The sequence below is a fragment of the Sphingomonas citricola genome (assembly GCF_019429535.1).
GTDB lineage: Bacteria > Pseudomonadota > Alphaproteobacteria > Sphingomonadales > Sphingomonadaceae > Sphingomonas > Sphingomonas citricola.
Genome location: NZ_JAHXZM010000001.1, coordinates 127,766 through 151,917, shown reverse-complemented (window position 1 = coordinate 151,917; position 24,152 = coordinate 127,766). Strand labels below are relative to the sequence as shown.

At 69.0% G+C, this 24,152-nt stretch carries 23 protein-coding genes; 13 read left to right on the top strand and 10 right to left on the bottom strand.

What is annotated here, in order from left to right; genetic code table 11:
• Positions 1–10 precede the first annotated feature (10 nt).
• Positions 11–4,060 (bottom strand): translocation/assembly module TamB domain-containing protein, encoded by a 4,050-nt coding sequence (locus KZ810_RS00730; protein WP_219767678.1) that lies wholly within the window; start codon positions 4,058–4,060, stop codon positions 11–13.
• A gap of 65 nt (positions 4,061–4,125) precedes the next feature.
• Positions 4,126–6,159: an autotransporter assembly complex protein TamA gene (locus KZ810_RS00725; RefSeq protein WP_258044250.1), complete on the bottom strand. Its 2,034-nt coding sequence runs from the start codon at positions 6,157–6,159 to the stop codon at positions 4,126–4,128.
• Positions 6,160–6,330: 171 nt separating this feature from the next.
• Here KZ810_RS00725 and KZ810_RS00720 point away from each other — a divergent pair, with 171 nt between their 5' ends.
• Positions 6,331–6,504 carry a hypothetical protein gene (locus KZ810_RS00720; protein WP_219767104.1) on the top strand — a complete coding sequence of 58 codons (174 nt, stop codon included), beginning with the start codon at positions 6,331–6,333 and terminating at the stop codon, positions 6,502–6,504.
• Positions 6,505–6,532: 28 nt separating this feature from the next.
• Here the strand turns inward: KZ810_RS00720 and KZ810_RS00715 are convergent, their stop codons facing one another.
• Positions 6,533–7,156, bottom strand: a complete 624-nt coding sequence (locus tag KZ810_RS00715) for a S24 family peptidase (RefSeq protein ID WP_219767103.1) — start codon at positions 7,154–7,156, stop codon at positions 6,533–6,535.
• A 132-nt stretch (positions 7,157–7,288) separates the two neighbouring features.
• Here KZ810_RS00715 and KZ810_RS00710 point away from each other — a divergent pair, with 132 nt between their 5' ends.
• Together KZ810_RS00710 and KZ810_RS00705 are read left to right on the top strand one after the other, a co-directional pair.
• On the top strand, positions 7,289–7,459 hold the full coding sequence (locus tag KZ810_RS00710) for a hypothetical protein (RefSeq protein ID WP_219767102.1): 171 nt from the start codon (positions 7,289–7,291) through the stop codon (positions 7,457–7,459).
• Positions 7,459–7,761 (top strand): hypothetical protein, encoded by a 303-nt coding sequence (locus KZ810_RS00705; protein ID WP_219767101.1) that lies wholly within the window; start codon positions 7,459–7,461, stop codon positions 7,759–7,761. Before KZ810_RS00710 ends, KZ810_RS00705 begins: the two co-directional genes overlap by 1 nt.
• Here the strand turns inward: KZ810_RS00705 and KZ810_RS00700 are convergent, their stop codons facing one another.
• Entirely contained in the window at positions 7,762–8,868 is a 1,107-nt protein-coding gene (locus KZ810_RS00700) for a hypothetical protein (protein ID WP_219767100.1), read from the bottom strand.
• On the bottom strand, positions 8,838–10,073 hold the full coding sequence (locus KZ810_RS00695; protein ID WP_219767099.1) for a TIGR04063 family PEP-CTERM/XrtA system glycosyltransferase: 1,236 nt from the start codon (positions 10,071–10,073) through the stop codon (positions 8,838–8,840). The genes KZ810_RS00700 and KZ810_RS00695 overlap by 31 nt, the downstream gene beginning before the upstream one ends.
• Before the next feature lie 83 nt (positions 10,074–10,156).
• Here KZ810_RS00695 and KZ810_RS17120 point away from each other — a divergent pair, with 83 nt between their 5' ends.
• The 3 genes from KZ810_RS17120 to KZ810_RS00685 are packed head-to-tail and all read left to right on the top strand — an operon-like array spanning position 10,157 to position 12,690.
• Positions 10,157–10,291, top strand: a complete 135-nt coding sequence (locus KZ810_RS17120; protein WP_258044249.1) for a hypothetical protein — start codon at positions 10,157–10,159, stop codon at positions 10,289–10,291.
• Positions 10,284–11,627 (top strand): putative O-glycosylation ligase, exosortase A system-associated, encoded by a 1,344-nt coding sequence (locus KZ810_RS00690; protein ID WP_219767098.1) that lies wholly within the window; start codon positions 10,284–10,286, stop codon positions 11,625–11,627. The genes KZ810_RS17120 and KZ810_RS00690 overlap by 8 nt, the downstream gene beginning before the upstream one ends.
• Before the next feature lie 13 nt (positions 11,628–11,640).
• Complete coding sequence (locus KZ810_RS00685; protein WP_219767097.1) at positions 11,641–12,690, top strand: acyltransferase family protein; 1,050 nt, start codon at positions 11,641–11,643, stop codon at positions 12,688–12,690.
• 34 nt (positions 12,691–12,724) lie between these two features.
• Here KZ810_RS00685 and KZ810_RS00680 read toward each other — a convergent pair whose 3' ends face one another.
• Positions 12,725–13,285, bottom strand: a complete 561-nt coding sequence (locus KZ810_RS00680; protein ID WP_219767096.1) for a type 1 glutamine amidotransferase domain-containing protein — start codon at positions 13,283–13,285, stop codon at positions 12,725–12,727.
• Between the two features lie 113 nt (positions 13,286–13,398).
• Here KZ810_RS00680 and KZ810_RS00675 point away from each other — a divergent pair, with 113 nt between their 5' ends.
• Genes KZ810_RS00675 through KZ810_RS00665 form a run of 3 tightly spaced genes read left to right on the top strand, consistent with a single transcriptional unit; the run spans position 13,399 to position 15,985 of the window.
• Entirely contained in the window at positions 13,399–14,409 is a 1,011-nt protein-coding gene (locus tag KZ810_RS00675) for a DNA topoisomerase IB (RefSeq protein ID WP_308461453.1), read from the top strand.
• A gap of 29 nt (positions 14,410–14,438) precedes the next feature.
• Entirely contained in the window at positions 14,439–15,632 is a 1,194-nt protein-coding gene (locus KZ810_RS00670; RefSeq protein WP_219767094.1) for a mechanosensitive ion channel family protein, read from the top strand.
• A 59-nt stretch (positions 15,633–15,691) separates the two neighbouring features.
• Complete coding sequence (locus KZ810_RS00665) at positions 15,692–15,985, top strand: hypothetical protein (protein WP_219767093.1); 294 nt, start codon at positions 15,692–15,694, stop codon at positions 15,983–15,985.
• On the opposite strand, the gene KZ810_RS00660 is transcribed toward KZ810_RS00665, so the two are convergent.
• Positions 15,969–16,490 (bottom strand): GAF domain-containing protein, encoded by a 522-nt coding sequence (locus tag KZ810_RS00660; RefSeq protein ID WP_219767092.1) that lies wholly within the window; start codon positions 16,488–16,490, stop codon positions 15,969–15,971. The two genes, KZ810_RS00665 and KZ810_RS00660, sit on opposite strands and share 17 nt — an antisense overlap.
• Positions 16,491–16,606: 116 nt before the next feature.
• Here KZ810_RS00660 and KZ810_RS00655 point away from each other — a divergent pair, with 116 nt between their 5' ends.
• The gene (locus tag KZ810_RS00655) at positions 16,607–16,987 is read left to right on the top strand and encodes a glycine zipper 2TM domain-containing protein (RefSeq protein WP_219767091.1); all 381 of its coding nucleotides are present in this window, start codon (positions 16,607–16,609) and stop codon (positions 16,985–16,987) included.
• Between the two features lie 69 nt (positions 16,988–17,056).
• Here the strand turns inward: KZ810_RS00655 and KZ810_RS00650 are convergent, their stop codons facing one another.
• Positions 17,057–19,999 carry an L-glutamate gamma-semialdehyde dehydrogenase gene (locus KZ810_RS00650; protein WP_373369119.1) on the bottom strand — a complete coding sequence of 981 codons (2,943 nt, stop codon included), beginning with the start codon at positions 19,997–19,999 and terminating at the stop codon, positions 17,057–17,059.
• 172 nt (positions 20,000–20,171) lie between these two features.
• Between KZ810_RS00650 and KZ810_RS00645 the strand changes: the two genes are divergently transcribed.
• Together KZ810_RS00645 and KZ810_RS00640 are read left to right on the top strand one after the other, a co-directional pair.
• Entirely contained in the window at positions 20,172–20,606 is a 435-nt protein-coding gene (locus tag KZ810_RS00645) for a MaoC family dehydratase (RefSeq protein WP_219767676.1), read from the top strand.
• Positions 20,607–20,658: 52 nt separating this feature from the next.
• The gene (locus tag KZ810_RS00640) at positions 20,659–21,837 is read left to right on the top strand and encodes an acetyl-CoA C-acyltransferase (RefSeq protein WP_219767089.1); all 1,179 of its coding nucleotides are present in this window, start codon (positions 20,659–20,661) and stop codon (positions 21,835–21,837) included.
• Positions 21,838–21,974: 137 nt separating this feature from the next.
• On the opposite strand, the gene KZ810_RS17115 is transcribed toward KZ810_RS00640, so the two are convergent.
• On the bottom strand, positions 21,975–22,109 hold the full coding sequence (locus KZ810_RS17115; RefSeq protein ID WP_258044416.1) for a hypothetical protein: 135 nt from the start codon (positions 22,107–22,109) through the stop codon (positions 21,975–21,977).
• A gap of 89 nt (positions 22,110–22,198) precedes the next feature.
• On the opposite strand from KZ810_RS17115, the gene KZ810_RS00635 reads away from it, so the two are divergent.
• Positions 22,199–22,702, top strand: coding sequence for a pyridoxamine 5'-phosphate oxidase family protein (locus KZ810_RS00635; RefSeq protein ID WP_219767088.1), 504 nt, complete (start codon positions 22,199–22,201; stop codon positions 22,700–22,702).
• Positions 22,703–22,760: 58 nt separating this feature from the next.
• Here the strand turns inward: KZ810_RS00635 and KZ810_RS00630 are convergent, their stop codons facing one another.
• Entirely contained in the window at positions 22,761–23,993 is a 1,233-nt protein-coding gene (locus tag KZ810_RS00630; protein WP_219767087.1) for a polyhydroxyalkanoate depolymerase, read from the bottom strand.
• Positions 23,994–24,152: the final 159 nt, after the last annotated feature.

The following is a 24,152-nucleotide window of genomic DNA, read 5'->3' as shown; positions in this document are numbered from 1 at the left end:
CGTTCGCGCCTCAATAATCCTTTGACACGCGGACGTTGCCGCTCTGCCGCCCGAGCGTCGAGATCGACGACAGCAGCGATAGCCAGCGCGTGACCTGATATTCGACGCGCGTCGCCGAATAACCCTGACCGTCGGTGATGATCTCGGCATAAACGCGCCGCGTCACGTACTTGCCCGCCGCGATCGAGGTGCCCTGCCCGGTCTGCGGATCGGCGGGCAGGATGCGCAAGCGGTCGAGACCCGCCGCGCGGCGCACCGCATTGATCGGGTTCAGGCCGTTGCCGCCGTCCTGCAGCGCCGCCACCGCCGCGGCGAGCTGCAACGCCTCCGGCGCGGACAGGTTGGTGATCGAGGTACCGAAGAGCAACCGCGACAGCAATTCGTCCTGTGGCAGCGCGGGGACGCTGCTGAACGTGATCTCCGGTTTCTGCGCGACGCCGGTGACGCGGATGCTGGCGCGCAGGCCGGTCGAATCGGCGTTCGCCTCGATATCGAGCGCGGGGTTGGCGGGTACTTCGCCGCCGAAGCGGAGGACGCCGCGCTCGAGCTCGAACTCGCGGCCCGCGAATTCGTAGTCGCCGCGGACCAGGTCGGCGCGGCCGGTGATCGCGGGATTGTCGGGGGTGCCCGCGATGTTCACGTCGGTCGACCATTCGGACGACAGGCCCAGCCCGCTGACAATCAGACCACCCTTCGCGCGCGCATGTACGGCAAGCGTCCAGGGTGCTGGCCCCGCATCGTCGTCCGCCTCGCCCCCGCCGGGCAGGTTGATCTCGCGGATATTGAGGTGCGGCAGCGCGCTCGCGACCGTCGCCTGACCCAGACGATAACGGCTGGCGTCGAGCCGCACGTCGCCCGCGATCCGCCCGCCCGCGCCGTCGGAGGTGAAGGTGAGCGGCCCCGTTACGGTCGCGCCGATGTCGTCGCGATCGATCAGCACCGCGCGGTTCGCCTGCATTCTGAGGTCGAGCGCGACGCCCTTCGCACCCGCGAAATCGAACCGCCCGGTGCCCGTCACGCTGCCGCCCCGCCCGGCATCGGCGGTGAAGGTCTGGATCTGCAACTGCGAGCCCGCGAACCGCCCCGCCGCCTGTACGTTGGTGAGTGCGGTTCCCGTCGTCGCGCTGCTGATCCGCGCGCCGGTTGCGCGCACCTGCCCCCTGATCTGCGGCGCGCGCACGCTGCCCGACACGTCGGCGGCGATCGCGACCGGGCCGGCGAGATCGAACAGCTCGACCCGCGTCAGCCGCCACAACGTGTCCGCGGGACCGCTGTAGCGCAATTGCGCGAACAGCCCCGCGCCAAGCAGCCGCTCGACCACGTCGCCCTGCCCGAGCGGACGCAGCAGCGCCTGCGCACGCCCGATCGTGCGCCCGTTCGACGCCATCACCGCGCGCACCCCCGCCTTGTCGGCGGTCAGCACACCCGCGATCCCCAGGTCGATCGGGGTCGAGGATTGCAGCAGCCCAGACCGCGTCAGCCCGCGGACGGTCATGTTGACGCGCCCCGTCGGCGCCTCGTCCCCGCGTGCCGCATAATGGAGCGTGCCCGAGGCGTTGCCGCCGAGCCCGAGGCCGGCATAGCCGATGTCGAGCACCGACAAGGGCATCGCATCGACGCTGAGGTCGACGGCGGTGTCGACCGCGCCGAACCGCCCCGACACCTGCGCCTTGCCGCCCGCGAACGACAAGGCAGTCGGGGCGAGCAGCCAGTCGTCGCCGTCGCGACGAAGCCGCGCGGGGGTGTCGAGCCGGATTGGCTGATTGCCGACCTTGCCCTGCGCCTGCACCGTGTAACCGTCGGCGGTGATCTGCGTCACCGTCTGGATCTGGAAGCCGGCGCCGCGCGACCCCGCGATCGAGGCGCGGACCTCGCCCGTCTCGCCGTTCAGCCGCGCGGTGCCGGCGAAGCGCGCGACGCTGAGCGAGCCGCGGCGCAGCCCGCTGCCGGTCGCCGTCGCCTCGACCCGCGCGCCCGCGGGGTCGAGCAACGTGGTGAAATCGACATGCCCCTGCCTGACCGCGACCGTCCCCAGCCGCGCGGCGCGCGCGTCGAGTGCGCCCGCAATCCGCTGGATCGTTCCCCGCGGCGCGAAGTCGAGCGTACCCGACAGCCCGCCGCCCGCGACCGTCAACCGCCCGAGGAATCCGTCCGGTACGATGTCGAGCGCGCCTGCCGCGCGCGTGCCGCTGACATTGAGCCGCGCGATCACGACGCGCGCGGTGCCGCCCTTGGGCAGCAGGATCTGGCCCTCAGCAGAGAACGGCCCCAGCCGCGAGCCGCCCGCGGCGGTGAAGGCGAAGCCGGTCGACGTCGGATCGAAGTGCGCGCGCACGTTCGTCAAACCGAGCGCCGCGTTGGGGCGCTGGAACACGAGATCGATCGTCGGGTGCTCGATCTGTCCATCGAGCACCAATGTCAGCGCGCCGTAGCTCGCCTGCCGCCCCGCGCCCTCGAAGTGAAAAGTGCCGTCGCGGCGGCGATATCCGTTGCCTGCCAGCCTGATCTGCGGCGCGGTGAGGACGATGTTGCTGAAGTGGAGCACCCCGTCGGCGGTACGCTCAAGTTGCGTTTCGACGTGCGGCAACCCGCCCGCGAGGCTGCGGAAGAAGGCGTTGTCGAGCCTGACCATCTGCGCGCTGCCGCGCCCGACGACGCGGGTGCCGTGCCCCCCCGGCCCCGGCACGACGCTCAGCCGCGATTGCACGTCGACCACGCCGAGCCCGGGGATCAGGAAGCGGCCGAGCGCGCCGTTGACGCCGATGTCGAAGCGCCCATTCGACAGCTCGAGCTGCAGGTTGATCCGCCCGGTCAATTTGTCCGACCGCACGCGCAGATCGTCGCCGGTCACCAGCTTCGCGGTGACGCGCAGCGTGCCGTCGACGACGAGGTTGCGCAGGATGCCGCCCGCGACGTTTCCGACCCCGGTCACGCGCGCGGCGGTGAAACGGACCGGCAGCGCGACCGGCGCCTTCGACCAGCGTCCGCGCCCCGCGGCGCGCGCCCGTTCGAACCCGGTCTTGTCGAACGAGAATCGCGGCGCGGTGATGCGGTAATCGAACGCGAAGGCGCGGAACGGCCCGGTCAGGATCGCGCGCAGCTCCATGTCCTGCGCGCGCATGTTGCGGAACAGCGCCTCGGGCCGGAGCAGCCGCGCACGCAGGCGGAGATTGTCGAACCCACTGCGCGCGAGATCGACGACCCCGGTTGCCTCGGCGGCGAGCGCGGCGGAACGCAGCGACAGCGCGCCTTCGAGCCGCCGATTGGAAAGATGCGCGCTGCCGTTCACCGCGACGCGCGGGGCGGTGAGCGACTGGAGCTTGCCGCGCGTGATGCCGCCAGGCGTGATGCTGCCGGTCAGCGTGTAGCGCCCCGCGTCGTTGCCGAGCGCGAGGTCGAGCACGCGCGCGCCGCCCGCCTGCGCGCGCGCGGTGCCGCGCCAGCGCTGCCAGTCGCCGACGCCCCCGACATCGAGCGTCACCGCGCGATGCAACCCGCTCCATTGCGCGAGCACGCCGTTCGCTGCCCCACGCGCGCGGACGTCGAGGTCGAAGCGTCCGGCGTCGGGGACCGCGTCGATCCGCGCGGTGATACGGTCGCTTCCCTGCACCAGCGCGGCGAGATCGACCGACGCGTGGCCCGAGCGGATATCGGCGCGACCCTCGACCCGACCCTCGCGTAGCTTGCCCGTCACGCGCGGCGCGACGACCAGCCGCGCGACCCGCAAACGTCCGATCGCGATGTCGAAATCGGGCAGGATCGGGCCCTGTTTGACGGCGTCGAGCGTGCGCGGCAGCTTGGCGAGCATCGCGGTCGGGATATCGAGCGCGGCGATATCGAGCCGGTTCGAGACGTAGGCGAACGGGTTCCAGTCGAGCCGTGCGCGTGGCACCGCGAGCACGAGCCCGTCGGGATCGCTCAGCCGGAAGTCGACCAGCGTCGCCTCGCCGTACAGCGAACCGTCGATCCGCCCAAGGTGGAACCGCAATCCGTTGGCGGGGGCGAGCGCGTTGACGCGATCGGCGACGAAGCGGTGGCCGATGTCGCTGTCCAGCACCATTGCGATGATCGCGACCAGCGCGGCGAGCGCCGCCACCGCGACCGAGAACCAGCGCAGTACGCGCGTCAAAACGCCTGCCCCAGCGACACGTAGACCGCGATCCGGCTGTCGCCCGGTTGCGGATTGAGCGGGGTGCCGATGTCGAGCCGTATCGGCCCGAAGTTGGAATAGTAACGCACGCCCAGCCCGGCGCCGTACTGCAGCCCGCTGAAATCGGGCACGCCGCTGGTATAGATGTTGCCACCGTCGAAGAACGGCACGACGCCGAAATTGCCGAACGCCTTGACCCGCGCCTCGATCGAGAATTCGGCAAGGCTGCGCCCACCGATCGGGTCGTTGTTGACGTCCCTCGGACCGATTGCCTGGAACCCATAGCCGCGCACCGACGCGCCGCCGCCGGCGTAGAAGCGCCGCGACGGTGCGATCTGATCGCGCGGCGCGCCCAGGATCGTCCCCATGCGCACCCGCCCCGCGAGCGTCACCGCGCGTGTCGCGGGCAGGTAGCCGCTCGCATCGATCTGCGTACGTGCATAGCCGAACGCGCTGCCCTGCAGACTTACCTCGGGACTGAAGCGGCCAGACAAGCGGAACCCGCGCGACGGGTTGAGCAGGTCGTCCGACCCGTCGTAGCCCAGACTCGTCGGCAGCGCGCCGATGAAGAAGGTACGGCGGCGTGGCGCGCCCGTCGAGGCGATCACGTCGCGCTCGTCGGTCGCGACCAGCTCGGCGCCCAGCGACCAGGTCCAGGTCTTCTGGAAAAAGATGTTGGTCTGCCGCTCGAGCGAGCCGCTGAGCGTCAGCGTGTTGGCGTCGTACGCATCGCGCTGCGTGTGTGCGGCGGCGAATTGCGCGGTCAGCACTTGATCGCGCTCCCGGAAATTGTTGCGCCGGAACACGACCGAGCCGAGCTGCTCGCGCGTGCCGAGCACGCCGCGCAGCGTCAGCGCGCCCTCGGGCGGGAACAGGTTGCGGTGCGTCCAGCTCACCTCGGACCGCGCGCCCTCGCCGGTGCCGTAGCCGAGTTCGGCCGCGACGGTGCGCGGTGGCGCGGGCTCCAGCCGCACGTCGAGGTCGACCGTGTCGGGCGTCGCGCCCGGTCTGGGCGTCACCTGCGCGGTGGAGACGAGCCCGGTCTGGATCAGCGCGCGGCGCAGGTCGTCGATGCCCGACGTGGTGTAAGGATCGCCCGGCGCGAACCGCGCGATCTCTTGGACGTGCGCGGCATCGAACACGCGGTTGTTCGGATTGGCGGTGATCTGTCCGAAGCGCCGGGCGGTGCCGGTCGATAGGTCCACGGCGAGCGTCGCGGTGCGCGTCGCATGGTCGACCACGATCTCGGGCTCGCCGACCTTGGCGAAGGGAAAACCCTGTTCGCCGACCGCGGTGCGCAGCCGCGTCTGAGCGGCCGCGATTCTGTCGGCGTTGACGGGATCGTTGCCGGTGACGGGAAACGCCTGTTCCAGCGCCGCCGCCTTGTTGCCCGCCCCCGCGATGCCGTTCAGTGTCACCCCGGCGAAGCGGTACAACGGGCCGGGCGTCGCCTGGAGGACGATCACCGGTCGCTTCGCTTCGCTCGCGACCGCGGTGGTCACTGCAGCGTCGTAATAGCCCTCGCCCTTCAGCAGCGTGACGAGCAGGTTGGCGTCCTCGCGCGCGCGGCGGTCGAGCTGCGCGGCATTCGCCTCCTTGCCGTGGTTGGCGGCGAGCGTCGACAATTCCTCGAACCGCTGGCGCAGCAGCGCCGAGGCGACGCCGTCGATCCCCTCGACCCGATAATCGTACCGCGTCAGCGCGTTGACGTCGGCGCGCCGCGCGGTCGCGTTCGCCGCGGCGGGGGCGGCCGACAGATCGGGCCAGTCGACCCCGATGTCGGGCATGGCGGCGAGCGGCGCGGCGGGATCGAGTTCCAGCGGGTCGCCCTGCTGCGGCGCCGCGTCAGCCGGGCGGGTCGACGCGGCCGTCGGGAGGGGCGCCACCGCGGCCAGTGGTTCAGGCGCCGGGCGCGCGCGCGTTTGCTGCGCGTCCGCGGCGGATGCCAGACCAACGATTCCCCCCGCGGCGCACAGCAGCACGCGGCGGCGCGCCACACGCGGACCCATCCTCAGCGACTTAGCCCGCACCGCGGCGCGGCAACAGATGCAAATCGCGTGCGGCGGCGCGGCACGACCACGGTTGGTCGCACCCGAGCCCGCCGCCGCGACGCCGACGGAGTGACTGGCATCGGCTGGAGTGGCTGGCATCGGAGGGGGCGACGTGGCACAGCGCGCGGCATGAGCCAGAGGAACAGACCCTCCGCCGCGGGCGGCTTCTTCATCGCCGCGGGGGCGCTCGGTGGAACGGTGCTGGGCATCGCACTGCGCCAGCCGTCGCTCGGGTTCCTCGGCGGGCTCGCATTAGGCGGCGCGATCGCGCTCGCGGTCTGGCTGGTCGATCGCCGCCGCTGAGGAGGTCGCGCGAGGCCACCTCGCCGCATTACAGGTCGCGTAGCAGCAACCGCGCCCGCCCAATCACCGCCACCTCGCGCGCGGGACGCTCGATCGTCGGATAGTCGGGATTGTCGCTCGCGATCACGATCGCCGCGCCGCGCCGCCGCGCGCGCTTGAGCGCGAGCAGATCGTCGACGCGGAGCACGAACAGGTCGCCCCCCGCCGGGATGGTGCGCGCGCCGCGATCGACCAGCACGCGGTCACCGTCGCGGATGCCCGGCGCCATTGAGTCACCGCGCACGTCGATGATCGACGCGTCGACTGCCGCGATGCCCGCGGCACGCAACGTCTCGGGCGCGAACGTCTCGTAGCGTAGGACGCGCTCGTCGGTGGGCGCGGCACCCGGCCCCGCCGATGCCGCCAGCGCCAGATACGGGACGCGCACCAGTGCCGGCGCGTCGGGCACGGGCGCGCCCAACACCGTTTCGTCGACGTCGAAGAAGGCGGCGAGCAGGCGGCGTTCACGCTCGGGCAGCACGCGCGGCGTCCCGCGCCGGACGTATTGCTGAAGATAGGCGACGTTGCGCCCCAGCATCCGCGACAGCGCCGACAGACTCGTCCCGCGCGCCAGCGACAGGCGATCGAGCGCATCGCGGGGTGTTTCGGCCATGCCGATCGCTAGTCGCAGGAAATTTCCTAGACAAGTAGGAAAATGCGGAACAGATCATGAACACAGGATCATGAGCGACGATTCGTGATCCGTGATTTTTTGACCTGTGAGTAGCGACCCTGGGGGAGTGCCATGACCTTGCTGACCGACATCGACCGATACCTGCGCCACACCGGCATGCCTGAGACGAAGTTCGGACGGCTGGCGGTGCGCGACCCCCGTCTGGTCCACGACCTGCGTCGCGGCCGCGTACCCGGACCGAGCATCTGCGCGCGCGTCACCGCGATGATGGAGCAGCGCTGATGCGCGCGGCCGAGCGGCTGGAGCGCGCCTTGTGCGCGTCGGCGCGGCGTGCGGGTGCGCCGATCACGATCGCGTCACACGCCGCGCGCGAGTGGCGCTCCGCGACCTTCACCGGCGCGCGTCACGTGGTGGAGGCATGCGGCGCGCGCGGCGACGCGCTCGACGCGTGGCTCGCCACGTTGCGCGACGACGACGTCGCCGTGCCCGGTCACGTCGTTGCCGAACTCCGCGTCAGCGCGCGCGAGAGTGCGGGCGACGCCGCGCATTTCCGACTGGAAGGCGTGACGGTGGCGCTCGCCTGATCAACCCGCGGCGAGGCGGCGCAGGCGCTGGAGCGTGTCGTCGAGTGACACCGGCGCGGGCGGCGCGGCGGGGTCTGCGTCGCCGGACGGTGGCGAGGCTGGTTGCATCTGGGTCGCGGCGGGGGGCATCTGCGACGCGGCTGCGCCCGATGCCACGACGATCCGCCGCTGCGCGGCACCGCGTTCCAGTCGTGCGAGCAGCCCCGCGATCGAGTCGTCCTCGACCGTATCCGCGGGCTCGGGCGGCATTTGGGTGTCGGGTACCACAAGGCGCGGTGCCGCCGGCGCTGGCGGTGGCGAAGCGACCGCGTCGTCGTCGCGCCGAGCCGGTTGCATCGCGCCTACCTCGACCGGTGCCGACGCGACGGCTGGCGGCGGCGATGCGTTGCGGCGATCGTCCTCGACCCATTCGGTCCATTCGGCCTCGTCGCCCCAGCCAGTCGCGTCGGCCTGCGGCTCGGCGACCTGCTTCGCCCACGCGGCCGGTTCCTCCTGGTGAGCGAACGACTCGGGCCCCGGCGCGGGCGGATCGGCGCGGCGGACGAGCGGCGGGAGCGGCTCTGCCGGCGCCATCGGGCGCAGCGGCACCGCGGCGGGGTCGAAATCGGCGAGCGGGCGGTCGAGGTCGGCGGGGAGCGGCTGCTCCGCGGGCGGGGGCAGCGGGGCGGAGCGCTGGTCCTCCTCGCCGAAAATCGGCAGCGGATCGCCCAGGTCGCTCGCGGCGCGGATCGGGCGGCGTGGCGGCGCGTCGGGATGCGCGTCGGCGCGGCGCACGACGGGTGCGGGCTCCTCGTCGCCATCGACGATCGTGCGCGGCGCGCGCGCGAAGGCATCGAGCCGCGCAACCAGCCACGCCTTGCCCTGCGGCGCAAACCCGCACGCGGCGATCAATGCGCCTGCGACCAGCGCCAGGATCGTGCGCCCGGTGGTGCCGATCGGTGATGCGGCAGCGGGCAGCACGCTCGCGAACCCGGCGCGGTCGACCGCGGCGTTCAGCACGTCGCTCGGCACCGTGGCGATGCCGACCGCGACGCCGAGCCCGATCAGCAGCGCGATCGCGGGCGCGACATAATGCCTCACGCGTTCAAGGGGGAATGTGCTTGCCATGCTTGGTCCTGCCGCGCGTTCGCGAGTTCGTGGTAAACGGGGTCGTAGCGCGCAATATTTGACGACCAGTTACGCTCGGCCACGACAAAGGCGCGCGCGCGCCGCCGCCGGGCGGGCCATTCGGATCGATCGGCGAGCAGCCCCGCGAGCGCCGCGGCAATCGCGGCGGGATCGTCGGGGGCGAACAGCGTGCCGGTGTCGCCGTCGCGGATCAGTTCGCGGTGGCCACCGATGTCGGACGCGGCGACGATCCGTTCCTGCGCCATCGCCTCCAGCGGCTTCAACGGCGTGACGAGGTCGGTCAACCGCATCCGCTTGCGCGGATAGGCGAGCACGTCGACGAGGCCGTAGTAACGTTCGACCTTGGCGTGCGGCACGCGCCCGACGAAGCGGATCTGCGGCGCGACCGGCGAGGCCGCGGCCTGCGCGCGCAGTGCCGGCTCCATCGGCCCGCCGCCGACCAGCAGCAATTGCGCGCCGGGTCGCGCCGCCACCAGCGCGGGCATCGCGGCGATCAGGTCGTCCAGACCTTCGTAGTCGTAGAAGCTGCCGATGAAGCCGATCACCTCGTCGCCGAGCCCCAATTCCGCGGCGAGTGCTGCGTCGCGCGCGGGCGGGGTGCCGAACAGCGTCAGGTCGACGCCGTTGGGCGACACGATGATCTTCGCAGGTGCGATGCCCCGCACGATCAGGTCGCCGCGCAGCCCGTCGCAGATCACCGCGACCGCGTCGGCCCGGCGGCACAGCCACGTCTCGAGCGCACGCGTCGCGCGGTAGCGCGCGCTCCCCTCTCGCCCCGTCCCGTTGCCAACCGCTGCATCCTCCCAGAAGGCGCGGATTTCGTAGAGCAGCGGCAAGCCCCGACGACGCGCAACGCGCAGCGCAGCGAGCCCGCCCAGCACCGGCGAATGCGCGTGGAGCACGTCGGGACGGAAGCGCTCCGCCACCTCATCGAGGCGGGCGGCGAGTGCCGCGATCTCGCGCAATTCGCCAAGCGGCGCGGGCAGTTTGCCCGGCGGCATGGTGCGAAAGAAGTCGATCCCGTCGACGGTTTCCTCCGCCAGCGCCGTCGCCCCCTGCCGCGCGCCGGTGACCGCCGCGACCTGCCACCCGCGCGCCATCTGCGCGGTGAGGATCGCGCGCGTGCGAAAGGTGTAGCCGCTCTGCAGCGGCAGGCCGTGGTCGAGGACATGGAGGATCCGCATGATACCCCCTCCTGCCCCAGTCAGGTTTAACGCCGCGTCAACCGCGCCGCGCGTATGGCCGCCGGCATGAGGATTCCGCGGCGATGATCGACAATTTCGCGCTCCTGATCGCGCACGGGTTGATGATGCTGGCCGCGGTGCTGCTGCTGCGTCGGCCCGATCTCGATCGCGAAGCGAAACCGCAGGACGCCGTGGAGCGCCGCCGCCGCCGTGCGTGATCTCGCGTTCATCGCCTTTCTGCTGGCCCTGTGGGGGACGGGCTTTCGCCGCCCGTTCCTGTTCGTGCTCGCCTATGTCTATATCGACATCATCTCGCCGCAGCGGTTGACCTATTACCTGCTCAACAGCGTGCCGATCTCGTTGATCGCAGCGGTGCTGATGCTGGGCGGCTGGGCGCTGACCGACGACAAGAAGGACAGCCGGTTCGCGCCGCGCCAGGCGCTGATCCTCGTGCTGATGCTGTACTGTTTCGCGACGAAGCTCGCAGCGGATTTCCCGGTCGAAGCGCAGGAGAAATGGGAGTGGGTGTCGCGCACCCTGTTCTTCGCCGCGTTCCTGCCGCTCACGCTGCGCACGCGGTTGAGGATGGAGGCGCTGCTGCTGTTCATGATTTTGTCGGCAGCGTCGATCATCATCGTCGGCGGGATCAAGACGCTGGCGGGCGGCGGCGGCTACGGCCAGTTGAACCTGATGGTCGACAACAATTCGGGGCTGTACGAGGGCAGCACGATCTCGACCGTCGCGATCGCGATCATCCCGCTGATCGCTTGGTTCATGCGGTACGGCACGATCTTTCCGCCCGACAACCGTGTGCGGCTGTTCTGTCTCGCGCTGATCTTCGCCTGCCTGCTGATCCCGGTCGGCACCTCGACGCGGACGGGGCTGATCTGCATCGTGCTCGTCGCGCTGCTGTCGCTGCGCAACGTGAAGCGCAAGGTGATGTACCTGTCGCTGATCGCCGCCGCGGGGGTCGTCGCGGTGCCGTTCCTGCCCGCGTCGTTCAGCAACCGGATGAGCACGATCCAGAACCACGACGCCGACGAATCGGCCTCGACGCGCGTCGCGGTGTGGAAATGGACAATCGACTACGCGAAGACGCACCCCTTCGGCGGCGGGTTCGAGGCGTATCGCGGCAACCGCATCCGGTATGACATCGTCAAGACGATGCCCGACGGGTCGGTACGCACGAGCACGGTGACCGACAAGTCGCGCGGCTATCACAGCGCCTATTTCGAGATGCTGGGCGAGCAGGGCTATGTCGGGCTGGGGTTGTGGCTGCTGATCAACCTGATTGGGCTGGTGCGGATGGAGGTGTTGCGCCGCCGCTACAAGAAAGGCGATTTCGCCTGGGCGGGGTCGCTCGCCGCCGGGTTGCAGAGCGCGCACGTCGTCTATCTGTTCGGCGCCGCGTTCATCGCGGTCGCGTTCCAGTCGTTCGTGTACATGCTGATCGGCGCGCAGATCGGGCTCGACACCTATCTCGCGCGCCGTCGTGCCGAGGAGACCGCGCCCGGCATCGTGCGCCGGTCGCGCGCGCAGGCGGAGCCCGCGTGAACGAGGCGTGCGTATGAGCGAGTTGCGGGCGCTGACCGGGGTGCGCGGGCTCGCCGCGTGGCTGGTCGTGCTCTACCATCTACGCGGCGCGATCGCGGGACTGCCCCCCGCCGCCGAGCGCGTGCTGGCGAAGGGGTATCTCGCGGTCGACTTCTTTTTCCTGCTGTCGGGGGTCGTCATCTGGCTGAGCTGGGGCGAGCGGCTGCATGGCGGCGGCGGCGTGGCAACGGCCATGCGCTTTTGGCAGAAACGCGTCGCGCGCGTCTGGCCGCTCCATCTCGCGATGCTGGGCGTCGCGATGACGCTGGCACTGCTCTACGCGCTGACCGGGCGCAGCGACGCCGCATTCCGATTGCAGGACCTGCCCGCGCATCTGTTGCTGATGCAGAACTGGGGCCTCGCCGATCCGCTGCGGTGGAATTACCCGGCGTGGTCGATCAGTTGCGAGCTAGCCGCCTACCTGCTGTTTCCACTGCTCGCCGCCGCGGTCGACTGGCGCGCGCGCGCCAGCGGCACGTTGGTCGCGCTGATCGTGCTGGCGCTCGGCATCCTGTATGCCGCGATGGCCGGCGTCGCGTCGCTCGGCCACGATATCCCGCGCTTCGGCGTGGTGCGCTGCCTGTGCGAGTTCGCGGCGGGCACATCGGTCGCCGCGCTCTACCTGCGCCGTCCACCGGTGATTGTGCCCGTCGCCGCCGCGGCCGCGCTGCTCGTCGCGTGGGGCGGCGGCGCACCCGAGCCGCTGGTCGTCCCCGCGGGGTTCGCTGCGTTGCTGCTCGTCGCCGCGTTGACCGCGGGCCGGCGCCGCAATCCGCTCGAGTGGCGCTGGGTGCATTATCTGGGGGAGATCAGCTACGCGACCTATCTGTCGCACTACATCTTGTGGAAGCTGTTCCAGCTCGTCTTCGTCCGCGTGCCCGGGCCGGTCGGCCCGATGCTTGTGGCGAGTTACCTATTGCTGGTGCTCGCCGCCTCGGCGTTCCTCTACCGCTATGTCGAGCGGCCCGCGCAGCGCGTGCTGAACCGTGCGGGGCCCCGCCGGACGCTCGCCCCGGCCGAATGACGGCAGTGCCGCCGCCCGGCCAGGGCGCCGCGGTTCAGGCGTCCTCGCCCGCAGCGACTCGCGTCAGCGCGTCGATGATCGCCTTGTTGAACGCGGGGATGTCATCGGGCTTGCGGCTGGTGATCAGATTCTCGTCGACCACGACCTGTTCGTCGACGACGTCCGCGCCCGCATTCTCGAGGTCGGTGCGGACCGAGGGCCAGCTCGTCACCTGACGTCCGTCGACCACGTCGGCCTCGACCAGCAGCCACGGCGCGTGGCAAATCGCCGCGACGATCTTGTCGTCGTCCATGAACTCCTCGACGATCTCGAGCGCGCGCTCCTGCAGGCGCATCTTGTCGGGGTTGCCCACCCCGCCCGGCAGCACCAGCGCGTCGAACTCCTCGGTGTCGACCTCGTCCAGCGTCGTGTCGGGGGTTATCGTCTTGCCCTTCTCGCTGTCGTTGACGACGCCCTGGATCGGGTCGGTCCTGATCGAGGCGAGGGTCACCGCGACGCCCGCGTCGAGCAGCGCCTGACGTGGTTCGAACAGCTCGGCTTCCTCGAAACCGTCGGTCGCGAGCATCAGCACGCGCAGGGATGAAAGATCGGCCATGTCGGAAACTCCGTCGGAAAGGGTCTGCTTCAACCCCCGCCCCCACGTGCTCGTTCCGGGAACGAAGCCCCGACGCACGCATTAGCGAATGGTATGAGGAGGCGAGCGCCAGCGTGACGGCGACGATCAACTATTGTGACGACAGCGAGCCCGGCATCACGCGCAGGAAAACGCGCGGTGGCAAATGGAGCTATTGGACGCCCACGGGCGAGCGCGTTACCGACCGCGACGAGATCGACCGGCTGAACGCGATCGGCCTGCCCCCCGCCTATACCGACGCATGGTTCTGCCTCGACCCGTTCGGTCACGTCCAGGCGGTCGGCTGGGACGAGAAGGGTCGCAAGCAATATCGCTACCACACCGAATTCCGCGCCGCGCAGGAAGCGGCGAAATATTCGAAATGCGTCAGCTTCGGGCTGGCACTGCCCAAGCTGCGGCGGCGGATGGCGGAGGATCTGGCGCACCGCCGCCACGATAAGGACCGCACGCTGGCCGCGGTGGTGAAGCTGCTCGACACGCATAACCTGCGGATCGGCAACGAGACTTATGCCCGCACCAACAAGAGTTTCGGGCTGACGACGCTGCGCGATCGCCACGCGCGGATCGCGGGCAAGACGTTGAAGCTCAAGTACCGCGCCAAATCCGGCAAGGAGCGGGTGCTGACGATCACCGACCGCAGCCTCGCGCAATTCGTCAAACGGTGCCAGGACCTGCCGGGGCAGAAGCTGTTCCAGTACGTCGACGCCGACGGCGAGCCGCGCCCGATCACCTCGTCCGACGTCAACGCGTACATCAAGGAAGCAATGGGCGAGGATTTCAGCGCCAAGCATTTCCGCACCTGGGGCGCGAGCGTGGTCGCGTTCGAGACGCTGGCCGAGGCCGACGCACCGATCACGTTGAAGACGATGCTGGAACCCGTGGTCGAACGGCTTGGCAATACGCCGTCGATCGCGCGCAAATCCTACGTCCACCCCGACCTGATCGAGCTCGGCAAGAGCAGGGCGGCGCAAGCGGCGTTCCGCAGCCAGCTCAAGCTGCCGCGCGCCACCGCGTATCTCAGCCGTGCCGAGCGCGGGCTGATCGCATTCCTGAGCACCGAGCACGAGGCCGCCGAGGCGGCCTGAGGTTTTCTCGGGCGAACATCGAAAGACGCATGACCACCAACAACACCGCTGCTGCCGCCGCCGCCGCCCGCAAGCCGACGATCGACACCGCGCGCGTCCAGGATCAGGCCGAGAGCTTGATCAATTCGAGCCTGTCGTGGCTCCACACGCACTGGTTGCAGATCCTGATCGGGATCGGCGCAGGGATCGCGGTCGCCGCGGCGCTGTTCTGGCTGCGCGGGCTCGGCCCCCGCATCGTCGCGCGCAGCCGCACGGGCACTGGCTGGTCGGCGGTGTTCGGCCGCGCGGTGGAGCGGACGCACGGCTTCTTCATCGTCATGCTGTCGGCCAAGCTGGTCGTCGGTTACGCAGGGGCGCCCGCCGACGTCGCGTCGACCGTCACCTTCCTGTTCACCGTCGCTGCGGTGTTCCAGGTCGCGGTGTGGGCGCGTGAGATCATTCTGGGCGCGATCGAGCACCGGACGCGTGGCGAGCATATCGGGGGCGAGGCGCTGGGCAGCGCGATGGGGCTGATCCGCCTGCTGGTCAGCTTCGGCGTCTTCGCGATCGCTTTCGTCGTCGTGCTCGACAATCTCGGCGTCAACGTGACCGGGCTGGTCGCGGGGCTGGGCGTCGGCGGCATCGCGATCGGCCTGGCGGCGCAGGGGATCTTCGCCGACCTGTTCGCCGCGCTCGCGATCATCTTCGACCGCCCGTTCCGCCGCGGCGACGCAGTCACCTACGACAGCACCTCGGGTAACGTCGAGGAGATCGGGCTCAAGTCGACGCGTATCCGCGGCATCGACGGCGAGCTGCGCGTCATCAGCAACAAGAATCTGCTCGACAAAGAAATCCAGAACAACACGGTGCGCGAGCGGCGGCGGTCGAAATTCACGATCGGGCTCGCGTACGAAACCCCGCCCGACAAGCTCGACCGCTTTCCCGAGATGATGAAGGAAGTGATCGAAGCGTCAGGAATGACGTACGTTCGTTGCGGTTTCTTCCAATTCGGCGCGTCGAGCCTCGATTTCGACGTGCAGTTCGACAGCCCGTCGGCCGATTTCACCGAAGCCTATAACGGCCGCCACCGCACCGGCATCGCAATCCTGCGACGCTGCAACGAGGAGGGTCTGGTCATCGCCTATCCGATGCAGGTCAATTACCTCGCCGCACCCGACGGGCGCCTGGTCGACCCGCGCGCACGTCCGGCCGCTTCGGGACCGGTTGACGCTACGGAATCTTGACACAGCGGAAACGACGCCTCTTTCGCGCCGTGACATTTCCACTATGTAGATAGTGGATTATGACCGGCGCCCCGCTCCAGGACACGCTGCAACAGGCGGCGATCACGGGCGCGGTGCTGCGGGTGCTGCACATCAACTGGCCGCAGCCGACCGATCTCTCGCCCGCGATGCTGGGCTTAGTCACCGGGGAAGACGACCGCCTTTACGTCCAGGCGATCGGCGCGCTCGTCGACGAGGGGCTGGTCAGCATCGAGGCGCTGCTGATCGGAACCCCCGACGGCCCGGTCGCGCGCGGCGCGCTGTTGACGCGCAAGGCCGCGGCGACACTCGAGCAGGTCACGCGTCCGATGTGATCGGCGCGAGCAGCCGCTCCTCCAGCCGGCGCTCGATCAGCTGAACGACCACCTCCGCCAGCTTGGTCAGGATCAACAGTTCGCGCTCGCTAACTGTCCGGGGGGCGGCATCGATCGCGGCGAGCATGCCGAGATTGTGGCCGTCCGACCCCTTGAGCGGCACGCCGGCGTAGAAGCGCAGCCCGAAATCACCCGCGACGAGCGGATTGGTGAGCGTGCGGACGTCGATCGCCGCATTCTCGACCACCCAGGGATCGTCCTGCATCACCGCCGACCCGCACAGCCCCTCGTCGCGCGCGAGCCGGTCGATGCCGGTGATCCCGGGCGAGGCCTTGAGCCAGATCTGGTCCTTGCCCACCAGGCTGATGATCGCGATCGGACAATCGAGCGCGAGAGCCGCTACCTCTGCCAGCTCGTTGAGCAGGGCATTGGGCGGTTGGTCGACGACGTTCAGCCGGAACAGGCTTGCCAGACGCGCACGTTCCTGTTCGTTGAAATCGTTCATGTAAATCTCCGCCGGGGCCCCGTCATAGATAGCCGGTCGCCGCGCGCTGGCAAGAAGCGCGGGCGATGGACCCTGCGCGGCCGTTCGGCGTTCAATGCGACGAAGGAGACCGACCAATGATCCGCAACGCCCTGTTCTCGCTCGCCGCGATCGCCTCGATGACCGCACCGATGGCGATCGCCCCCGCCGCCGCGCAGCGCGGTGACCGCGACTACAATTGGCGCGACGGCGACCGCAACTGGAACCCGCGCGACAGCTACCGCGCGCGCCGCGGCGACGACCGTCGCCTGGGCCGCGAGGATCGCATCTACCGCGGGCGCGACGGCCGCGCTTATTGCAAGCGCAACGACGGCACGACCGGCCTAGTCGTCGGCGGCGTCGGTGGCGCGCTGCTCGGCAACCTCGTCGGCGGCGGCACGCTCGGCACGCTCGCGGGCGGTGGCGCGGGTGCGCTGCTGGGCCGTTCGATCGACCGCGGCAACGTCAAGTGCCGCTGATCGCCTGATCTAAACGAACGTGGCGACGACCGGGTGTCCTCGTGACGCCCGGCCGTTGTCGTATCCGCGTCAGATGCCGCCTTCGTCGAGGCTGAGGAGCGTCGCATTGCCGCCCGCGCTGGTCGTGTCGACCGACACCGCGCGCTCGGCGCAGAAGCGGTAGAGATAATGCGGGCCGCCCGCCTTCGGCCCCGTCCCCGACAGCCCCTCACCGCCGAACGGCTGCGAGCCGACGACTGCGCCGATCATCGAACGGTTGATGTAGAGGTTGCCGACCGCGGCCAGCCCCTCGGTCACCTCGGCCGCGCGCGCAATGCGGCTGTGGAGCCCCATCGTCAGGCCATAGCCCTTCGCGTTCACCCGCGCGATCGTCTGCTCCAGTTCGCCCGCCTTCCACGTCGCGACGTGGAGGATGGGGCCGAACCATTCGCGGTTCAGGTCCTCGATCGAGCCGAGCCGGATTAGCGTCGGGGGGACGAACAGGCCATCGGCGGGCGCGTCGATCGTCTTGACCCAGCGTTCGCGCACGCTGTCGCGGTACCCCATCAGCCGGTCATAGGCGTCGCGGTCGATCACCGGGCCAACGTCGGTCGCGGGATCGGACGGATCGCCGAGCGTCAGCAGGTCCATCGCGCCTGACAGCATCTCGATCAGCCCGTCGGCGATATCCTCCTGCACGAGCAGCAGGCGCAGCGCCGAGCAGCGCTGCCCGGCCGAGCGGAACGCGCTGGTGACGACGTCGGCGACCACCTGCTCGGGCAGCGCGGTCGAATCGACGATCATCGCGTTGATCCCGCCCGTTTCCGCGATCAGCGGGACGATCGGCCTCGCATCGTCGTCGAGCAGGCCACGCGCGATCTTCTTCGCGGTCGCGGTCGATCCGGTGAAGGCGACGCCCTGCACGCGCGCGTCCGCGGTCAGCGCGGCCCCGACCTCGGGCCCGCCCGGCACCAGGATCAGCGCGTCGACGGGGATGCCCGCCTCGTGCGCCAGCTCGACCGCACGGCGGGCGATCGCGGGGGTCTGCGGCGCGGGCTTGGCGACCACGGTATTCCCCGTCACGAGCGCGGCGACGGCCTGGCCCAGGAAGATCGCGAGCGGGAAGTTCCACGGCGCGATCGTCGCCCAGACACCGCGCCCATCCATGTGGAGCATGTTGCGCTCGCCCGTCGGCCCGGGAAGCTCGATCGGCTGCATCTTGGCACGCGCCTGCATCGCGTAATAGCGGCAGAAATCCGCCGCCTCGCGCACCTCGCCGATCGAGTCGGCGATCGATTTCTTCGCTTCCTGAACGCAGATCGCCATCAATTCGTCGCGGTGGCGTTCGAGCAGATCGGCGAGGCGGTCGAGGCAATCGGCACGCGCCTCGACCGGGGTCGCACGCCACGCGGGGAAAGCGGCGTGCGCGCGCGACACCGCGCCCCGCACCGCCTCCGGACTGACCGGCGCAACCGACAGGTTGACGGGCGCGCGCACCGCCTTGGTCGTCGCCGCCAGCACGTCGCGCTCGGCAAGGTCGATCCCCATCGAGTTGCGGTGCCCGTCGGCGGCGCGGAACAGGTCGACCGGCAGCGGAATCGATCCGTGGCGCGCGCCGCCGAGCGCGGCGATCTTGGTCACCGGATCGGCGAGGATCTCGTCCTCGGTCAGCCGCGCGTCGGCGAGTTGGTGGACGAAGCTCGAGTTCGCGCCATTCTCGAGCAAGCGCCGGACGAGATAGGCGAGCAGGTCGCGGTGACCGCCGACGGGCGCGTAGATGCGGCAATGATAGCCGTTGTCGCGGACCAGTCGCTCGTACAGCCCGTCGCCCATGCCGTGGAGGCGCTGAAACTCGAAATCGCGGCTATTGCCCGCCCATTCGACGATCGTCGCGACGGTCAGCGCATTGTGGCTGGCGAAGGCTGGGCGAATGTTGGGCGCGTCGAGCATGTCGCGCGCGACCGCCAGATAGCTGACGTCGGTCGACGCCTTGCGCGTGAACAGTGGATAGTCCTCGAGCCCCTCGACCTGCGTGCGCTTGATCTCGCTGTCCCAATAAGCGCCCTTGACCAGCCGCACGTTCATGACGCGGCCGAGCTCGTTCGCCCAGGCGACGACGGGGCGCGCACGCTTGCCATAGGCCTGGACCGCCATACCGAACCCGTCCCAGCCGTTGAGCGACGGGAGCGCTGCGACATTGCCGATGATGTCGAGGCTCATGTCGAGCCGCTCGCTCTCCTCCGCATCGACGGTCAGCGCGATGCCCTTGCCCGCCGCCTGCACCGCCAATGCCTCCAGCATCTCGGTCAGCGCGGGCACGCACTCGTCCCATTGGGCGACCTCGTAGCGCGGGTGGAGTGCGGAGAGCTTGACCGAGATCGAATGGCCGGCAGCGGGGTCACGCCCGACCGCGTCGATCGCGTCGACGTAAGCCTTGAAGTAACGCTCGCCATCCGCGGTCGTGCGCGCGGCCTCGCCCAGCATATCGAAGCTAGCGGTGAAGCCGCGGTTGTCGGGCTTCTTCATCCGGCGCATCGCTTCGTCAATGGTGCGTCCCATCACGAAGATCTCGCCCATCATCTTCATCGCGGCGCCGACCGCCTGGCGCACGAACGGCTCACCCGCGCGGCTAAGTAGGCGCTTCAACGGCCCCGCCTCGCCTTCGCCGACCAGCGCGCGGCCGACGACCAGCCCCCAGGTCGCGGTGTTGACGAGGCGGCTGTTCGACTGACCCGCGTGGCTGCGCCAGTTCGCCTCGCCGAGCTTGTCGGAGATGAGGAGATCGGCGGTCTCGGGATCGGGCACGCGCAGGAACGCCTCGGCCAAGCTCAACAGCGCGACGCCCTCGGACGAATTGAGGCGATATTCCTGCAGAAACTGGTTCACCCAGCCGCGCGACTGCGCCGCGCGCAGGTCGGCGAGCAGCCCCGAGGCGGTGTCCATCACCCGCTCGCGCGAATCAGGCGTGAGCGCCGCGCGCGCGAGCAGCGGTTTTAGAACATCCGGTTCGCTCGCGCGGTGCAGGCGACGCATGGATTCGCGGGATGCTGACGCTACGGCAGAGGACATGTTCATGTTTCCGGTTCGTGGACCACTTGCGGGATGGTGCACCCCGCGCTTATGCAGTGCCGCAGTGCAGCGCGGCGCTTCCGCCGTGCTTTAGCGTGTCGTAGCCCAAGGGGAAATCGTCGTGACCGCAGACGAGATGAAAGCCAGCATCGGCCAGGAAAGCGTTTCCGACTGGGTCGAGGTGACGCAGGACATGATCAACAAGTTCGCCGACGCGACCGGCGACCATCAGTTCATCCACGTGAACCCCGAGATGGCGAAACTGACGCCGTTCGGCACCACGATCGCGCACGGGTTCCTCACCCTGTCGCTTCTGCCGCAGCTCGCCGCCAAGACGCCCGACGCGCCGCGGCTCGACGGGGTGAAGATGGGGGTCAATTACGGCGGCAACAAAGTCCGCTTCCTCGCGCCCGTCCCCTCGGGCTCGCGCGTCCGCGGCCGCTCCAAGATCGTCCAGTTCGACGAGAAGCGCCCGGGGCAATATCAATACACCACCGAGACCACGGTCGAGATCGAAGGCTCCGACAAGCCCGCGATGATCGCCGAATGGATCACGCAGGTTTTCAACTGACACCGCGCCCCGACCTCAACTTCCTCAACTTCGTCTTCTGAAAGGCTCGCCCATGCGTTCCGCCGTTATTGTCTCCACCGCCCGCACCCCGATCGGCCGCGCCTACCGCGGTGCGTTCAACAATCTGCCCTCGCCGACGCTCGCGAGCCACGCGATCAAGGCCGCGGTCGAGCGCGCGAAGATCGACGGCGGTGAAATCGACGACGTCGTGTTCGGCTCCGCGCTCCAGCAGGGCCACCAGGCGGGCAATATCGCACGCACCTCGCTACTGCGCGCCGGGCTGCCGACGACCGTGTCGGGCATGTCGGTCGACCGCCAGTGCGCGAGCGGGCTGATGGCGATCGCCACCGCGGCGAAGCAGGTCGTGGTGGACGGCATGGACGTGACGATCGGCGGCGGCGTCGATTCGATCAGCCTCGTCCAGACCCCGCAAATGCGCGTCGCGCCCGATCCCGAGCTGCTGGCGATGCACAAGAACATCTACATGCCAATGCTCCAGACCGCGGAAGTGGTCGCCAAGCGTTACGGCATCAGCCGCGACGCGCAGGACGAGTACGGCTACCAGTCGCAGATGCGCACGGCCGCGGCGCAAGCTGCGGGCAAGTTCGACGACGAGATTGTCCCCGTGACCGCGACGATGGCGGTGACGGACAAGGAGACCAAGGAGGTTTCCTACAAGGAAGTCACGCTGTCGAAGGACGAGGGCAACCGCGCCGACACGACGCTGGAAGGCCTGAAGTCGTTGAAGCCGGTGCTCGGCCCCGACCTCAACATCACCGCGGGCAATGCGTCGCAGCTGTCGGACGGCGCGTCGGCGAGCGTACTGATGGAGGAGAGCGTCGCGTCGAAGAAGGGCCTGACCCCGCTCGGCCGCTACGTCGGGATGGCAGTGGCGGGCACCGAGCCCGACGAGATGGGCATCGGCCCCGTCTTCGCGATCCCCAAGCTGCTCGAGCGCAACGGCCTCAAGATGGACGACATCGGGCTCTGGGAGCTGAACGAGGCCTTCGCGGTGCAGGTGCTCTACTGCCGCGACAAGCTTGGCATCCCCGACGAACTGCTCAACGTCAACGGCGGCGCGATCTCGATCGGCCACCCCTACGGCATGTCGGGCGCGCGCATGACCGGCCACGCGCTGATCGAGGGCAAGCGTCGCGGCGCGAAGTACGTCGTCGTCACGATGTGCATCGGCGGCGGCATGGGCGCGGCCGGATTATTCGAGGTTCTGTAATTGAAGCGTCAGGATCAATACGCTATCTATTGATCCGGCGACGTCATTGGCGCCTTTCTGTAGGAGCCCCGGCCGTTGCAGCGGCCGGCTCTTTTCACGTTTGGGGTCCGGGTTGCAGCCCGAACCCCGCCCATGTGTTAGTCCTTGCGGGCCACTTCGATCACTTTCACCACCAAGGTAGCGAAGGCGATCATCAGACACAGGACCAGGCACAGATCGGCAACCGTCATTGGCTGTCCTTTCTGCAGGTTCGGCGGCGACCATGCCGCCACCGATCATCCAAGCAGGTCCGATACGCCCGCGCAACCAACCCTGCCGCGCCTCGTTCTCCCGCCGACGCCTTCAATTAGGAGAGACGACGATGGCCGACGCCAACACCGATCCCAAGAAGCTCAAGACCGACATGTGGAAGAAGATGGACGAGAGCCCGTACCTGATGGTCGGCCCGGCGGACGGCAGCACGCACAGCGAGCCGCTGGCGGTGCAGCTCGACGAGGATCAGGTCGACACCTTGTTTTTCTTCATCGGCAAGGACAATCGCGTCGCCGGCAAGGACAAGCTGATGGTGCAGTTCGTGTCGAAGGGGCACGATTTCTTCGCCTGCCTGAGCGGACGCGGCCGCATCAACAACGATCGCGCGCTGATCGACAAGCTGTGGAATAATCAGGTCGAGGCATGGTTTCCGGGCGGCAAGGAAGATCCGAACCTCGCACTGCTCCAGGTCGACGTCGACAGCGCCGAGCTGTGGGAAACCGACATGAGCATCACCGGCAAGGTGAAGCAGTTGTTCGGCGGCACGATCAAGGCCGGTGAGGAAGGCAGCCACGCAAAGGTCGAGACGACGGCCGAGAATTCGAACGCCTAAGCCACGCCAGAAGTGAGGCAGGAGCCGGCCGCGAACACCGCGGCCGGCTTTTGTCATGTCAGGCGTTGGCGGTGATGAACTGCTCCACCACCGGCGCGATGCGGTCGCGCCATTTCGAGCCGTTGAAGATACCGTAATGGCCGACACCTTCGGCCATCAGATAACGCTTTCTGTCCTCGGGCAGGTTGGTCGCGAGCGTCAGCGCCGCCTTGGTCTGCCCCAGTCCGGAAATATCGTCGCGCTCGCCCTCGATCGCAAGCAGCGCTACGTCGGTGATCGCGCCCAAATCGATCGCGCGTCCGCGGTGCGTCATCATGCCCCTAGGCAGCTTGTGCTCTTGGAACACCACGTCGATCGTCTGGAGGTAGAATTCCGCGGTCATGTCCGCGACCGAGCGATATTCGTCGTAGAAATCCTTGGTCGCCTGCGCGCTGGCGCCGTCGCCCTGAACCAGATGCTTGAACATCTCCCAGTGGCTCAGCATGTGGTTGCCCAGGTTCATCGACATGAAGCCGGTGAGTTGCAGGAAGCCCGGATAGACGCGGCGGCCGGCGCCGGGATGACACGCGGGCACCGTCGCGATCACGTTCTGCTCGAACCAGGCGAACGGCCGTTCGGTCGCGAGTGTGTTCACCGCGGTCGGCGCCTCGCGCGTGTCGATCGGGCCGCCCATCATCGTGAGCGACTTCGGCCGCGCTGGATTCGCGTCCGCGCTCATCACCGCAACCGCCGCGAGGCTCGGCACCGAGGGCTGGCAGACCGCGAGCATGTGCGTGCCGCCCTGCCCCTCGTTCGAACCCATCGCCTCGAGAAACGCGATCAGATAGTCGACGTAATCGTCAAGGTCGAAACGGCCCTGGTCCAGTGCCACGTTCTTCGCGTCGTGCCAGTCCGTGATATGGACGTCGGCGAAGGGCAGCATCCGCTCCACCGTGCCGCGCAACAGCGTCGCAAAATGCCCCGACATCGGCGCGACGATCAAGAGCTTGGGCCCGCCCTCGACACCCTCGCGGCGGAAGCGTTTCAGGTCGCCGAACGGCCGCGCGACGACGACCTCCTCGGTCACCGCAACCTCGCGTCCATCGATGACGGTCGCGTGGAGCCCGAACGCCGGCTTGCCGCGCGACGCGCTCGCGTGCGCGAACACCTCCAGCGCGCTCGCCATCACCGGTCCACCGCCCAGATAGGCGAATGGGTTTGCCGGATCGTTGAGCCAGCCGGCGGTCGCCGTCGCCAGCGCACTGGCGGAGGAGAGCCAGGAGCGTTGCAGTTCGTAGGCGTCGTAGAACATCGGGTATGCCTTTCGCCCCGCGACGGGGAGTATCTGATGTAGCGGAAACGCTGCGGCGCACAATGGCGTTGCATGGTGCGGGGGTACCTCGCGATCTCCTCGCGGGACGGCGCTGCCGGGCGCGGGGCGATTGAGCGACCTTCGCCGCGCTGCTAGGGC

Bases quoted from the DNA above. Each gene is read 5' to 3' on its own strand.
- KZ810_RS00715 (WP_219767103.1), bottom strand. From the start codon at position 7,156: ATGGCCGAAACACCCCGCGATGCGCTCGATCGCCTGTCGCTGGCGCGC.
- KZ810_RS00730 (WP_219767678.1), bottom strand. From the start codon at position 4,060: ATGGTGCTGGACAGCGACATCGGCCACCGCTTCGTCGCCGATCGCGTC.
- KZ810_RS00680 (WP_219767096.1), bottom strand. From the start codon at position 13,285: ATGGCCGATCTTTCATCCCTGCGCGTGCTGATGCTCGCGACCGACGGT.
- KZ810_RS00725 (WP_258044250.1), bottom strand. From the start codon at position 6,159: ATGGGTCCGCGTGTGGCGCGCCGCCGCGTGCTGCTGTGCGCCGCGGGG.
- KZ810_RS00655 (WP_219767091.1), top strand. From the start codon at position 16,607: ATGATCCGCAACGCCCTGTTCTCGCTCGCCGCGATCGCCTCGATGACC.
- KZ810_RS00635 (WP_219767088.1), top strand. From the start codon at position 22,199: ATGGCCGACGCCAACACCGATCCCAAGAAGCTCAAGACCGACATGTGG.
- KZ810_RS17120 (WP_258044249.1), top strand. From the start codon at position 10,157: ATGATCGACAATTTCGCGCTCCTGATCGCGCACGGGTTGATGATGCTG.
- KZ810_RS00640 (WP_219767089.1), top strand. From the start codon at position 20,659: ATGCGTTCCGCCGTTATTGTCTCCACCGCCCGCACCCCGATCGGCCGC.
- KZ810_RS00705 (WP_219767101.1), top strand. From the start codon at position 7,459: ATGCGCGCGGCCGAGCGGCTGGAGCGCGCCTTGTGCGCGTCGGCGCGG.
- KZ810_RS00710 (WP_219767102.1), top strand. From the start codon at position 7,289: ATGACCTTGCTGACCGACATCGACCGATACCTGCGCCACACCGGCATG.
- KZ810_RS00670 (WP_219767094.1), top strand. From the start codon at position 14,439: ATGACCACCAACAACACCGCTGCTGCCGCCGCCGCCGCCCGCAAGCCG.
- KZ810_RS00700 (WP_219767100.1), bottom strand. From the start codon at position 8,868: ATGGCAAGCACATTCCCCCTTGAACGCGTGAGGCATTATGTCGCGCCC.
- KZ810_RS00660 (WP_219767092.1), bottom strand. From the start codon at position 16,490: ATGAACGATTTCAACGAACAGGAACGTGCGCGTCTGGCAAGCCTGTTC.
- KZ810_RS00720 (WP_219767104.1), top strand. From the start codon at position 6,331: ATGAGCCAGAGGAACAGACCCTCCGCCGCGGGCGGCTTCTTCATCGCC.
- KZ810_RS00695 (WP_219767099.1), bottom strand. From the start codon at position 10,073: ATGCGGATCCTCCATGTCCTCGACCACGGCCTGCCGCTGCAGAGCGGC.
- KZ810_RS00665 (WP_219767093.1), top strand. From the start codon at position 15,692: ATGACCGGCGCCCCGCTCCAGGACACGCTGCAACAGGCGGCGATCACG.
- KZ810_RS00630 (WP_219767087.1), bottom strand. From the start codon at position 23,993: ATGTTCTACGACGCCTACGAACTGCAACGCTCCTGGCTCTCCTCCGCC.
- KZ810_RS00650 (WP_373369119.1), bottom strand. From the start codon at position 19,999: ATGCGTCGCCTGCACCGCGCGAGCGAACCGGATGTTCTAAAACCGCTG.
- KZ810_RS00645 (WP_219767676.1), top strand. From the start codon at position 20,172: ATGAAAGCCAGCATCGGCCAGGAAAGCGTTTCCGACTGGGTCGAGGTG.
- KZ810_RS00685 (WP_219767097.1), top strand. From the start codon at position 11,641: ATGAGCGAGTTGCGGGCGCTGACCGGGGTGCGCGGGCTCGCCGCGTGG.